The organism is Limosilactobacillus albertensis (genome assembly GCF_014145555.1).
Classification (GTDB): domain Bacteria; phylum Bacillota; class Bacilli; order Lactobacillales; family Lactobacillaceae; genus Limosilactobacillus; species Limosilactobacillus albertensis.
Window position 1 is genome coordinate 1 of sequence record NZ_JACIVD010000047.1, and the last position, 14,443, is coordinate 14,443.

The window sequence follows — 14,443 nt, forward strand, 5'->3', positions numbered from 1 at the left end:
CGCCGTTTGTAAAATTAAGTTAGAAAAATAAAAAAGCCATTTGTGATAGACTTTTGAATAACCACAAACAAAAGTAAAGGAACATCACAAATGACTTATAAACATCTTACCACACGTGAACTAACCCTCATAGCTAATTTTTGGCACCAAGGTACGAAGGCTTATCAAGCTGCTAAACTGCTTAAACGAAGCCAAGAAACTATTTACCGAGTCTATCGATTTCTTGATAGCGGTAAGACCATTGCACAGTATCTTAAGGCTTACCAACGGAATAAGCAGCGTTGTGGTCGTAAGCAGGCTCAGCTAGCCAAGGATGAGATCAGCTACATCAATGAGCAGGTTAAAGCGGGCTGGACACCTGATACGATCATTGGTCGAGCAGAACGGACAATTAGCTGTAGTATGCGGACACTTTATCGGATGTTTGCTCGTGGACAGTACAATTTTGCCGTCCAGCAATTACCGATGAAAGGCAAGCGACACCCCAATGGCTATGTCGAACGACGTGGTAAGGCGGGGCATCTCGGTCGGAGTATTTACCAGCGATACCATGATTTTCCTCACTACCAACACGAGTTTGGTCACTTTGAAGCTGATACTGTTCAAGGAAAAGCTCATCGTGGTGCGGTCATGACCTTGGTGGAACGTCAATCTAAGGTGATGATTGTGCTTAACGTTCATCGTAAAACTGATGAAGCAGTTAACTATCACTTGGATAAATGGCTTTCTAAAATACCTCGTCATTTCGTTAAGTCGATTACCTTTGATAATGGTAAGGAATTCGCGGGCTGGCGTGAGATTGCCAATAAACATGATCTTCATACTTATTTTGCGGAGGTTGGAGCGCCCAATCAACGCGGCCTGAATGAAAACAATAATGGTATCTTACGTCGTGACGGTCTCAGTAAACGATTAGACTTCCGTAATTTACCAGATGAACTAATCACCCAGCTGATGCACAAACGAAATACTATTCCACGGAAGTCACTTCACTACCGCACACCACTTGAAGTATTCCTAAGTCACGTCACAGATGAACAGCTTTCAACATTTTTCTAATTTAAATTGACATTTCGGGATGATAAATTATGGGCAGTACAAAATAGTATTAATTCATTAAGATTGTTTAATGATGATGGTGATTTAATAAGTTTTGTTATACCAAAAGAGAAAAAATTGAAGATCCTAAATGAATTAAGGGAAGTAGGGGTTGATAGTACATTTATTTATCCTGACAATTATTCTAGAGTATCCGAACAAATTAGCAAATTATGTTAAAATGTTATTTTTATTCTTAATATTAGCTCCTTAAGATTTGAAAGTATTTCTGATTCTAGCGAGACTTTTTAACAGCGCGTTATGATGTTTATTTAGTAGATGAGGCAATTAATTTAGCATATTATTACTTATGCATACTGTAAGTTATATTTTTAGGCTGATTGCTCAAAGTTTTTGTCATTTTTCTCCAATCACTAAGAGGCCTAATTGAACCGGAGTATTTTAAACAGATAGAGAAAATAAAAAGATTACAAGTAACCCACTTAAAACTTACTTGTAATCTTTTTGTAATTTAAGAGTGGTACACTAGAGAACGATTAAATAAAAGGGGAAGGTATATTTTATATTATGGCAAGTGATAGTAATTCAAAAAATAATCAGTTTCGTGTTGTATTACCAGTAATTTTTACATTTGGGGCATCTTTAGTCTTTTTCCAGGGCAATGCTCAGGCTGCAGATGGTAATGTTGCTGCTAATACCTCTGTAACTACTACACAAACCAATAATGGTCAACAGACTAGTGATCAAAGCACTAATGTTGTGTTGGCTTCTCAAGCTGTTCAGACTCATGCCGCTGAACAAGCAACTACTAATACGGATCCGAATAAAGGAGCAGTTGACATTAGTAGTAGTGCTGCTCAAAGCGCTGCTAATGCACCAACAGTTAATAGTCAGCCTAATGTATCGACTACTCAGGTAAGTAATACTCAAGCTGATGCCCAAAATGCTACATCTTCAACTAATGTTAGCGGTACCGGCAACATTAATACGTCAGGACTTTCTGCACATAATGTTCAATTCCTTGAAAGTATTCATCAGGGCGCAGTTGATGGTTGGAAACAATATGGGGTATTGCCATCATTAACAGGTGCTCAAGCAATCATTGAAAGTGGTTGGGGTCAATCAGGTTTAGCAACTCAGGGTCATAACTTATTTGGTATTAAGGGTTCGTACAACGGACAATCAGTAACGATGCCAACATATGAGTACTATGGTGGCCGTTATGTACGTATTAATGATGCCTTTCGTGCATACCCGTCAAATTATGAAAGTATCGTAGACCACGGTCGCTTCTTGAAGCAAAATAGCCGTTACAGTAATTTGATTGGACAAAAGGATTATCAAACTGTTACTCGTTTAATTCGGCAAGATGGTTATGCTACTGATCCAGCTTATACAAATACTCTTAATTCAGTAATTCAACGCTACAATTTAACTGCTTGGGACCAAGAAGCCTTTAACGAAAATGTTAACAATGGTCATATTGATAACATTTCAGTCCAAGGCAATAATCTTCAAGTTACTGGTTGGCATGCTTCAAGTAATTATGAACAAGGAATGCACCATTTTATCATTTTGCTTGATGCCAATACTAAAGGAGAGTTATACCGTCAAGAAGTAAATGGTGTCTACCGCCAAGATGTTCAAAATGTTTACCCTAATACTAAGATTTCTGGTTGGGGTGGGTTTAGTTTAGCCGCACCAAACTCTGCAAATTTTGCTGGTAAATCAATCCAAGTCGTTTCTCGTTATACTAAGGATACAAACGGTGAACCAAATGGCGGCGAAGATATTTGGTTTAATCCGGTTAACTTAAATACTAACGCTGCCTACCTTGATAACTTTAATATCAATGCTGCTACTAATACTCTTGATATTAGTGGCTGGCACGCAACTGACCAATCAGCAGGACGAAACCATCACTTTATTATTTTATTTGATGCAAGTAAGAACCGTGAGTTGGGCCGTTATGAAGTGAACTCAACGATTCGGAATGATGTTGCTAAAGTTTACAACGTTTATAATGCTGGTAAGTCAGGATTTAACCTTCAAGTAAATCTTAGCCCTGCTTTGATTGGTGATAATATTCAAGTAATTTCTCGTTACAGTAATTCATCAAATGGTGAAGGAAGCTATGTAGATTACTGGTTTGCGCCTAAGACTTTTACTGCTAACCAATCATATTTAGACAAGGTTGAATTTTCTAACAATCAAGTTCATGTAAGTGGCTGGCAAGCAGCTGATAATAGTGTTAAGCAACAAAATCATTTTGTAATTCTTTACGATGCAACAACACATCGTGAAATTGCTCGTCAACGGGTTAATAATGTTGCTCGTCCAGATGTGCAACGTGCTTACTCTAATATTGCTAATTCTGGTCAATCAGGATTTGACGTTACCTTTAACTTCAATAAAGCTGCTTATGCTGGACACCAAATTCAAGTAATTTCTCGTTACAGTGATGCTACTAGTGGGGAAGGTAATCGGACAGATGCTTGGTTTAACCCAGTAACAGTTCCAAGCAATAATCAAGGTTTTCTTGATAGCTTTGTTGTTAATAATGGTCAAGTAACTGTATCTGGTTGGCAAGCAGCAGATCAAAGTTACAATCAGAAGAACCACTTCGTAATTCTTTATGATGCGACAACTCATCGTGAAATTGCCCGTCAACAAGTGACTAATATAGATCGTCCAGATGTGCAACGAGCATATCCATCTATTTACAATGCCGGAAAATCAGGATTTAAGGCAAGCTTCAGATTAAGCAATAACTTAATTGGTCATGATATCCGAGTAATCTCTCGCTATAGTGATGCTGCTAGTGGAGAAGGTAACCGGACTGATTTCTGGTTTAACGCTATTAAGTTACAACGTTTATATTAAAAAGAATTGTTAAGCAGTATTTGTTAGGGATAGTGACAAGTACTGCTTAATTTAATGGAAAATAAATCATGAATAATATAATATTGACACAATGTTTTCATGGAACAACTCAAGAAAATGCACAAGAGATTCTAAATACCAAAAGATTTATGGTGAAAAAGCGTAAAGATCATTGGCTAGGAACAGGTGTGTATTTTTTCCTTGAAGATATAGATAAAGCTAAGTGGTTTGTGAGAAGTAACCCTTACTATAAAGGAAAAACAAAGTGTGTTTTAGCGACAACGGTAACTGTTCCTCAAGAAAAATATCTAAACTTAGACACTGAAAAAGGAAGGCATGAGCTTAATTCGTTTATTAACGATTTTAAAGAGATGCAACCATCGGTTACATTAAATCCTGAAATTAATAATGATAATTCAAGCCGACATTGTTTTTATATTGATATGTTTAGAAGATATAATAATTATTTAGCTTGTAAGTATACTTTTACAAATACAAAAACTATAAAAAGTGAAAATATAAATGCAGAAGTTTTTAATGAACGATCTTTATCGACAGCAATATTAAATAATAATATTCAACTTTGTGTTTTTGATCAGGGCCTAATCGATTTTACTAGTGTAAGAGAAATTATGATATGATTAGTAATAAGGAGGGGATAATAATGCAATTAGATAAAGATAAATTGAAAAAGATTTTATCAGAAATGGGATATTCTGTTGAATTTAATTCCGATACACCTGGATTATATATTGGTAATAAAAAATATGATTGGAATAGTATTATCCCTAACTTTTTAAAAAATGATAAGCAATTTGATACAGTATATTATTCAAGTAAAGTAAGATTTACATCAACCAATTCTAGCAGTCCAAGCTTTATTTCGAGACCAGTTGCAGAATATAGATATAAAGGAACAGTTAAGAATTTTACTCGCTCTAATAGTATATACAAAGTAAATATAACGAATAAGCATGTTGTTAGGAATTTTGCTTTAGGAAAGGCAGTATGATGGCATCATTAGAATTTGAAGATTATTATTTAGATGAATTTTCGTATAAGAAAAATATTAATTATGTTGACTCTGATCAAATAGATTTGAACAGTGATATATCATGTAGTATTCAAGTTAAAAGAAGGGAAGAAACTGCTTTTGTAAATTTGAAAGTAACTTTAGGAAGCCTAGATAATACTAATGCTGCATTTAAAGCGGTTGTTGATATTGTTGGGAAATTTAACTATCAAAAAGAAAAGAATACTGAATATGATATATCCTTTGAAAAATTTTTAACAGAGAATAGTTTGGCGATATTATGGTCCTTTATTCGTCCGTTGTTTTCAAATTTAATTACTAATGGTAACCAATATCCCAACTATATTTTACCTGTTATTAATATAAGCAAAATGTTAAAAGATTCAGGTAAAATAGAAATTAATTATGATTAGAAACTATAAATTTGTTAGTAAAATTCAGTAATGAATAAAGTAGATAAGTATATCGTTGTCCTAGTGTGATTTCATGTTAGGACATTTTTACTTCCATAAGCAAAACAGCAATATTGTTTGTTAATAATATGTTTATGCTATCATCACCTAATACCACTAATGTTTTTCTTGATGACTTGAAATTATTTTTTGAGACTAATAATATTCGCGCGACGCAAAGTGTTTCCTTCTTAGGAAATAGTGACCTTTCTCATAAATTTGATTTCTTAATTTCGGGCTTTAAGGATATTCCTACACGACTTATTAAGACTTTATCAGTAAGTCGAAATGATTCCGTATTTGCTAAATCAATATTAACTGATATAACTCAAACAAGGTTAATTAGGGATGGTTTAACAAAATATTATGTATTTATAAACGATTGCAGCAAAGAAAATACAAAAGTGCACGTCAATCCAGATATTATTACATTATTTAATCAAAATGATATAATTCCTGTTAAATATAGTGAGAGGAATAAGTTTGTTAAAGAGTTAGCTGTGTAAAAAGATAGTGGTATTTTATTGATATTAGGATACCGCTATTTGTTTTGTTATAATATGAAAAGGCTTACTTAAAAATAGGGAGGATATTTTAGTGGAAAAAAAACACTTTAAATTGTATAAAGATGGGAAGAAATGGTGTGTGGCAGCAATTACTGTCATGGGGGTTACTACAGGGATAGTATTTGCTGATACTCAAAGTATTAAGGCAGATACTGCAATACCTCAAGCGCAAGCACAACAAGTAGTAGTACCGCAGGCAACATCGAATAATAATACAGAGAAGCAAGAAGTTACGGTTGTTCCACAGGCGAAGATTGCGGATAACGGTAGTGGGAATGTCACTTCGTATGATCAAAATAACAATTTGCAATCATATACGGTTGATGGCCAACTTCATCAGGTAGAAGATACTACTCAGCGAGTTCCTGCTAATAATATTAGTACAATTAATATTAATGGTGATCTTTCAGGTATTTCAAAAGATAATCTAAAAACAATCAATACCCAGATTAATCTAAATAATGGGCAGACTGTTATTGCATGGGGAACGATCAAGTATCAGGGTAATAGTACACTAGCTTGGCCGAAAAAAGGTTACCGACTAAAAATCTATCAAGATGAAGCACTTACTAAAAAGCTAAAATTAGAGATTCCGGGTAGTGGTTTTAAAACAAATGCCTTTAATTTAAAAGCAAACTTTACTGATCCGAATAAGAGCAATAATGTTGTTAATTCTGAGTTATTCAAGCAAATAACAGATAGCCGTTCCAATTTAAAAGAGAGTATTGTTAAAAAGATGCCTAACTATGGTCAAATAGCAGGGATTCCGATTAACTTAACCATTAATGGTTTAAATATGGGCTTATATAGTCTTAATACTTATCATCAAGATAAGCTTTATAAAATGAATGATGAAAAAGCTAATGATATTGCAATTACTGGTGAGGGTTATAGTCCAGTTACCGGTTTTCAGCAACCTGTAACTGCTGAAAACTTCATTAGTGACTCAGCCTTTTCTAATGTTTCACCAGCTAAAGTTACCCAAGCAACAATTGACCGCTTTAATGAGCTTTATCAGGTAGCTAATGCGTCTGAAAATAATTACTTACGTCTTGAACAACAATATATTGATATTCCATCTGCAATTGATTATTTAGTATTTTCGTTTGCGATTAATAATGCTGATGGATTACGGAAAAACATCTTCTACCTTAGTAAGGATGGCAGTAAATGGACGTTAATGCCATATGATTTAGATATGTCGTGGGCTAACTCGTGGGATGGTAGTACAACTGATGAAAAAGCGGACTTTAGTCAAACGTTGAATAATTCTGGCAATAAATTATTAATCAATATCTATAATCATCATCGCCAGGATATTATTAATCGCTATAAAGAATTACGACAAACTGTTTTAAGTACAGGAAACGTAATTACTTTATTTAATCAGTGGTTTGATATTATCGGTGAGAAAAATTATCAAATTAATGATCAACTATGGAACCAATATAATATGGATGGATTATTTACTCATCGAGCTTACCTTTCCAAGCAAGAGTTATTTAAGCAAAGAAATTCACGGTTGAAGACAGTTGATAATCTATGGGGAATTTCAACTCCTGATACTGTTATTGAGTTACCGGAAACAAAATCAGTTACGCGGACGATAGAATTGAATGAGCCGAACGGAAATAAAAAAGCTGAAAAACAGGTTGTAACGTTCAAACGAGCTAGTCATTTTAATACTGCTAATGACCAATTAACTACTGCTAGCCAGTGGACAACGGATCAAAGTGTTTTCTCAGAATATTCTATTCCGGTAATAAATGGTTATTCTGCATTAGTTAATAATCGGTTAATTACAAAAATTGATTCACTTCAAGCTAATTCAAATATGGATAGCTCAATAATTAAAGTTAATTACGTAAGTGACAGTTTCGATAAAAATCAAAATACAAATATAGCTTGGCTTGATACCGTTCAGTTAATAAATAATAGTGTTCATGTTGCAGGTTGGCATGTTACGAATCAAGTAGCTACTCATCCCTATCATTATATTATCGTTTTTGATAAGACTAATAATAAAGAACTAGGTAGAGTTCAGGTAACGGCGCCAACTTATCGTCCAGATGTAAAACAAACATATGATTTATACAATGCTGAATATTCAGGCTTTGATGTTACAGTTCCGCTAAATATTAATAACCTTTCAACCTCAAGCGATGAATTGGTTGTTATTAGCCGTTATAGTAACAATATAAATGGTGAAGGTGACTATACTGAGTATTGGAATTCAAGTATTAAGTTAGATCAAAGCAATAACTCAGCATTAGATAGTTTTAACACGTCTGCTGATAATACTCTCCGTGTTACCGGTTGGCATGCGACGAACCTTGCACTCACTAAGCCATACCACTTTGTTATTCTTTTTGATCAGACAACTGGAAGGGAAGTCGGCCGTCAGCGTGTTCTTAATAGTGTCCGAGCTGATGTCCAAAAAGTATTGCCAAATATTGATAATTCACTATTATCTGGTTTTACAGCTGATTTTGATTTAAATGGTTTAGACCTTAGTCATAACTTGCAAGCTATCAGTCGTTATAGCGATGATATGAATGGTGAGGGTAATTACGTTGATTCATGGTTTAATCCTGTTAAATTAATGCCAAGCAAGCAACAAAATATTGGGTATCTAGATAGCTTTAATGTTAGTGACGGACAATTGCAGGTTAGTGGTTGGCACGCGGCGGATATGACTAGCTTAGAAAAGAACCATTATCTAATTTTATTTGATAATACAACTAATACGCAGATTTTATCTCAAAAGGTTGGTAATGTAATGCGTTCGGATGTTGCTCAAGTATATTCTAATATTCAAAATGCTAACTGGGCAGGTTTTAACGTTAATTTAGGAAAAGTAACTTTGCTTCCTGGACATTCTTATTCACTAGTAAGTAGGTATTCAATTGCTAGTGTTGGTAACGGTGATAGTGGTTTGTATACTGACTATTGGTTTACATTACCTCAGCAAAACCAACAGGCATATAGCATTGATAATGTCTTTATGACTAAAGATGGTCTTCATTTAACCGGTTGGATGGCTAGTGATTATTTTGTGATTGCGCCAAATGCCTACTTAATTATTTTAAGTAATGGTCAAGAAATAGGTCGACAAAAAGTAAGTTTAACTGATCGAACGGATGTGGCCAATGTTTATCCAACTATTAGCAATAGCTTGCATAGTGGCTTTGACTCTGTTGTAAAAGTTGACACTGATCGAATGGGTGATACGCTGCAAGTCCTTTTAAGATTTACTGGTTCAGATGATGGTAATAGTAACTATTATGATCAGTTGAGTTCAGCCTATCCCACTAACGCTGGCTGGTTTGACCAGTTAATAGTTGACGGTCAGAAAGTTTCCTTTGCTGGTTGGCATATTGACGATCGGACAATTGATAAGCCTTTCCAGTATGTAATCTTATTAAAAAATGGCAGTGAGGTTGCACGAGTTAAATTAAACTCAAATGAACAAAACTTAACCCGAGCTGATGTTAAACAGGTATATCCATATATCTATAATAGTGAGAATGCTGGCTTTTCTGGCGAGATAATTTCTCCTATTGACTTAGAAAACTCAAATATTCAATTGATTCACCGCTTTACCTCTTCAGATGATGGTAATAGTAATTATGTCGATTACTATTCACCAGTGATTAAAAAGTAAATATTGTCTATAAGGTTATATGTTTTCAATCTTGTTGAAGCATGTAGCCTTTTTAGATTTAATATCCAATTTTGTTTTGTTAGAATTAGTGATGTTGCTTATATCTCTAGTGTAATAAATTGGAGGAATGATTTTGAAATTAAAGAATTATTTTACTAACTTAGTGAATATTATACTTATATTGTTACTATCAATTACACTTATTGGTAGTGTCAGTAACGTCTATAGTCAATTGCAATCTGCAAAGCCACTTGTTGTATTGATGCTAGTGCTGCTATATTTTCTCTTTGCAATCATGCAATATTTCTTTCCAAAGATAGTTACTAATATTATTGAATTTATAAAAAATGGGGGGGTAAATTCTTACTTATATTAGTCAGTACCCTAACTGTTATTTGGCAGTTATTATTGGTTATTGGTCTTTCTGGGAATACAACTTGGGATCCTAGTATCATCACTACTCTAGCGGCCAATAAAAGTATCACTTCATGGTATCCAGACTATTTTTCCTATAATCCTAATAATATTTTCTTACTTGTATTAGAGCGGATTATTAATAATTCACTTCATCTTATAGGTATTACTTCTTACTCGGCTTTTATTATGATATTGGGCATGATTAGTTATTTTTTGATTGACGTTTCTATTTTTATTTTATTTATTGCACTGAAGAGAATTTTTAATTGTCAAGTTAGTATACTATCGGGAATTTTTACTTGGTTCCTATTAGCTTTGAGTCCGCTCGGTGTTATTCCATATAGTGATATTCTTGCTTTCTTGATAAGTTGCCTTTTTTTATATCTGTATTCTTTATCTGTAAATTACCAGGTTATAGTTAGCGTGGGAATATTATCAGGAATCGCGTTTCTAGTAAAACCAAGCTTAATTATTTTTGATGTTGCACTATTAATAGTAAAACTATTTGATTTAAAGCAAGCAAAGAAACCATTAAAAGCGATAATTATTTTTAGCTTATCATTTCTAATTATATATGTACCATTCAATGCTTATAAGTCTCATAATTCTATAGTGCGAATAGATTCTACTAAAGCCATTCCTGCTAATCACTTTATTGCTATGGGAATGATAGGTACTGGCGGTTATAATAATGAGGATGTGTTGGCAAACCATAAAATAAAGAATCTGCAGGAAAGAAAAAAGTATAATAATCGAGTAATTATCAAAAGACTTAAAAAATTTGGTGTAGCCGGATATATAAAGTTTTTAGTGCTTAAGCAAATTAATAATACAAGTGATGCAGGCTTTGGTTGGGGAATGGACGCTGGACAAAATTATTTGATGCCATTTGGAGAGAAAATTAGCATTCAACGAATTACACGCAAAATATATTTAAATAATCAATCATTCGTAGAGATTAATTGGAATGGCTGGAAGATTGTTAATCAACTAGTATGGACGTTAGCATTAGCATTTATGATAGTTGCTACAATCAAAGCTAATAATGATAGTTTAATTCTAAAATTAACTATTTTAGGTGGTTTTGTATTTCTACTGTTATTTGAAGGTGGTAGATCGCGTTATCTAATTCAATTTTTACCGTATTTAATTGCATTATCAAGCTTCGGTATTACACAAATACAGGCAAATAAAGAATTTCCATAAAAATGTGTTAAAATAGTAAAGGATTTTTGCAATCAAGTAAGGAGGCCACTATGAAAGGAATTATTTTGGCAGGTGGGTCTGGTACCCGTCTCTATCCAATTACGCGTGGTATTTCAAAACAATTGATTCCGGTTTATGATAAGCCGATGATTTATTATCCGCTATCGACTTTAATGTTAGCGGGAATTCGTGATATTTTAGTTATCTCAACCCCCGAATACATGCCTCTTTTTCAAGACCTATTAGGGGATGGTTCTAATTTAGGACTTAATTTTTCATATAAAGTGCAAGAACACCCTAATGGCTTAGCGGAAGCTTTTATTCTTGGTGAAGATTTCATTGGTGATGATAGTGTTTGCTTAATCCTCGGTGATAATATTTATTATGGGGCGGGTTTATCGGAGTTAGTTCAGTCGGCTGCCAAAAAGGCTGACGGAGCAACCGTTTTTGGTTATCATGTCAATGATCCCGAACGTTTCGGAGTCGTTGACTTTGATGATCAGATGCATGCTTTATCAATTGAAGAGAAGCCAGCTCAGCCCAAGAGCAATTACGCGGTTACTGGTTTATACTTCTATGATAACCAGGTCGTTGATATTGCTAAGAACATCAAGCCATCTGCGCGCGGTGAATTAGAGATTACCGATGTTAATAAAGAATACTTACGACAGGGTAAGCTAGACGTTAAGTTAATGGGTCGTGGCTATGCCTGGCTTGATACCGGGACTCATGATTCAATGCTTGAAGCAGCCAACTTTATTGCCACGATTGAAAAACGGCAAAACCTTAAAGTGGCTTGTCTTGAAGAAATTGCCTACCGGATGGGCTACATTAATAAGAAAGAATTAGTAGAACTGGCGCAATCATTAAAGAAGAATGATTACGGTCAGTATTTATTACGGTTAGCGGAACAGGAGAATTAAGATAATGGGTAAATTAAAGGTTCAAACGACAAAACTACAAGATGTTAAGATCATTACACCAGCCGTCTTTGGTGATCAGCGGGGCTTCTTTGAAGAAACTTACTCTGATCGTGATTTTAAGGGAGCAGGAATTGACTTTAACTTTATTCAAGATAATCAATCTCTTTCAACTCGTGCCGGTGTTCTCCGTGGCCTTCATTTCCAACGTGGTAAGGCTGCCCAAACCAAGTTAATTCGAGTTGTGACAGGAGCAGTTCTTGATGTAATCGTTGACGTGCGAAAAGGTTCCCCAACATATAATCAATGGGAAGGTTACATTTTATCTGCCAGCAACCACCGTCAATTATTAGTTCCGCGTGGTTTTGCCCATGGTTTCTTAACTTTGACTGATAATGTTAACTTTGTCTACAAGTGTGATAACTACTATGATGCTGAAGCTGATGGCGGAATCTCCTTTAAGACTCCCGAATTAAACATTGACTGGCCAATTGAATTTGATAAGGCGATTACTTCTGAAAAGGATGCTGCCCAGCCAACCTTAACTGAATTTGAAAAGAACAATCCCTTTGTCTATGGCGAGATTTAAGCGAGGTACTTATGGAAACATTTAAGAATATTATTGTTACCGGTGGTGCCGGTTTTATTGGTTCTAACTTTGTCCACAACGTTGTTAAGGATCACCCGGAAGTTGAACATATCACGGTTTTAGATAAATTAACTTATGCTGGTAATCCTGCTAACCTTGATGGCCTGCCTAAAGATAAGGTGGAGTTAGTAGTTGGCGATATCTGCGATAAGGATTTAGTTGATAAGTTAGTAAGCAAGGCGGACGCCGTGGTTCATTATGCGGCCGAAAGTCATAATGATAACTCATTGATTGATCCAACACCATTTATTAAGACGAATATTGAAGGTACCTTTACCTTAATCCAAGCTTGTCGGAAGTATGATGTTCGTTACCACCATATTTCAACTGATGAGGTATATGGTGACTTACCATTGCGGGAAGACTTACCGGGTCATGGTGAGGGCAAAGGCGAGAAGTTTACGCCGGATTCCCCATATAAGCCGTCGAGTCCATATTCTTCATCTAAGGCTAGTTCCGACTTATTAGTGCGGGCATGGGTACGGTCATTTGGCCTACGGGCCACGATTTCTAACTGTTCCAACAACTATGGTCCTTACCAACACATCGAAAAATTTATTCCGCGTCAAATTACTAATATCTTAAGCGGCATTCGGCCGAAGCTCTACGGTTCAGGTAAAAACGTCCGTGACTGGATTCACACCAATGACCATTCTCGTGCAGTATGGGACATTTTAACTAAGGGTAAGATTGGTGAAACCTACCTGATTGGTGCTGATGGTGAAAAGAACAATAAGGAAGTTCTGGAAATGATCCTGGAACTAATGGGTCAGCCTAAAGATGCTTATGATCATGTAAAGGATCGTCCTGGTCATGACTTGCGATATGCGATTGACGCGACTAAGCTACGAACTGAATTAGGCTGGGAACCAGAATACACTGACTTCAAGACCGGCTTGCAACATACTATTGATTGGTATACAGAACACCAAGATTGGTGGAAAGATGAGAAGGCCGCCGTTGAAGCAAAGTATGCTAAGAATGGACAATAATAATTAATAAAAATAGTCGTGATATTCTAATCGATTACCGATGAACATCACGACTATTAATTTAAAAGAGAGGAGAAAAGCGATGACAAAAATTTTAATCACCGGTGCCAATGGTCAACTCGGTTCTGAATTACGTAATTTATTAGATGAACGGGGTATTGAGTATGATGCCTTTGATTCCAAGCAAATGGATATTACTAACAAAAAGATTGTGGACGAAAAGATCAACGCATTAAACCCAGTTGTTATTTACCATTGTGCGGCCTATACTGCCGTTGACAATGCCGAAGATGTGGCTAAAGAGTTAAATTGGCAGGTAAATGAAGTTGGTACGCGAAATGTTGCCGAAGCAGCGAAAAAGGTTGGTGCTAAGATGGTCTATATCAGCACTGACTATGTTTTTGATGGTACTAATGAGGGAGAATATAAAGTTGATGCCCCGGTCAACCCAAAGAATGAATACGGTAAGGCTAAGTTAGCAGGTGAAGAAGCAGTTAAGTCAATTCTTGACGATTATTATATTATCCGTACTTCTTGGGTTTTTGGTAAGTATGGCAAGAACTTTGTCTACACCATGTTACGACTTGCCAAGGATCACGATA

At 35.3% G+C, this 14,443-nt stretch carries 12 protein-coding genes; all 12 read left to right on the forward strand.

Features of this window, described 5'->3' with window-relative positions; all coding sequences use genetic code 11:
- The first annotated feature begins 90 nt into the window (after window positions 1-90).
- A complete protein-coding gene (locus H5S41_RS01795) occupies window positions 91-1,059 on the forward strand; it encodes an IS30 family transposase (RefSeq protein WP_085720378.1) in 969 nt (322 codons plus the stop codon).
- Between the two features lie 567 nt (window positions 1,060-1,626).
- Entirely contained in the window at window positions 1,627-3,942 is a 2,316-nt protein-coding gene (locus H5S41_RS01800; RefSeq protein ID WP_182601910.1) for a glycoside hydrolase family 73 protein, read from the forward strand.
- A 68-nt stretch (window positions 3,943-4,010) separates the two neighbouring features.
- Window positions 4,011-4,583 carry a hypothetical protein gene (locus H5S41_RS01805; RefSeq protein ID WP_182601912.1) on the forward strand — a complete coding sequence of 191 codons (573 nt, stop codon included), beginning with the start codon at window positions 4,011-4,013 and terminating at the stop codon, window positions 4,581-4,583.
- Between the two features lie 23 nt (window positions 4,584-4,606).
- On the forward strand, window positions 4,607-4,954 hold the full coding sequence (locus tag H5S41_RS01810; RefSeq protein ID WP_182601914.1) for a hypothetical protein: 348 nt from the start codon (window positions 4,607-4,609) through the stop codon (window positions 4,952-4,954).
- A complete protein-coding gene (locus H5S41_RS01815; protein WP_182601916.1) occupies window positions 4,954-5,388 on the forward strand; it encodes a protein-export chaperone SecB in 435 nt (144 codons plus the stop codon). Before H5S41_RS01810 ends, H5S41_RS01815 begins: the two co-directional genes overlap by 1 nt.
- A 134-nt stretch (window positions 5,389-5,522) precedes the next feature.
- Window positions 5,523-5,933, forward strand: coding sequence for a DUF1829 domain-containing protein (locus tag H5S41_RS12150; RefSeq protein ID WP_375139009.1), 411 nt, complete (start codon window positions 5,523-5,525; stop codon window positions 5,931-5,933).
- A 91-nt stretch (window positions 5,934-6,024) separates the two neighbouring features.
- On the forward strand, window positions 6,025-9,657 hold the full coding sequence (locus H5S41_RS12090; RefSeq protein WP_182601927.1) for a CotH kinase family protein: 3,633 nt from the start codon (window positions 6,025-6,027) through the stop codon (window positions 9,655-9,657).
- Window positions 9,658-10,026: 369 nt separating this feature from the next.
- Window positions 10,027-11,280, forward strand: coding sequence for a glycosyltransferase-like membrane protein (locus tag H5S41_RS01830; RefSeq protein ID WP_310740886.1), 1,254 nt, complete (start codon window positions 10,027-10,029; stop codon window positions 11,278-11,280).
- A 50-nt stretch (window positions 11,281-11,330) separates the two neighbouring features.
- Window positions 11,331-12,203 carry a glucose-1-phosphate thymidylyltransferase RfbA gene (rfbA, locus tag H5S41_RS01835; protein ID WP_182601929.1) on the forward strand — a complete coding sequence of 291 codons (873 nt, stop codon included), beginning with the start codon at window positions 11,331-11,333 and terminating at the stop codon, window positions 12,201-12,203.
- A gap of 4 nt (window positions 12,204-12,207) precedes the next feature.
- Complete coding sequence (rfbC, locus tag H5S41_RS01840) at window positions 12,208-12,789, forward strand: dTDP-4-dehydrorhamnose 3,5-epimerase (RefSeq protein ID WP_182601931.1); 582 nt, start codon at window positions 12,208-12,210, stop codon at window positions 12,787-12,789.
- Between the two features lie 11 nt (window positions 12,790-12,800).
- Complete coding sequence (gene rfbB / locus H5S41_RS01845; RefSeq protein ID WP_182601933.1) at window positions 12,801-13,841, forward strand: dTDP-glucose 4,6-dehydratase; 1,041 nt, start codon at window positions 12,801-12,803, stop codon at window positions 13,839-13,841.
- 82 nt (window positions 13,842-13,923) lie between these two features.
- Window positions 13,924-14,443 (forward strand): SDR family oxidoreductase (locus H5S41_RS01850; protein WP_182601935.1); only part of this gene is annotated, 520 nt, incomplete at its 3' end.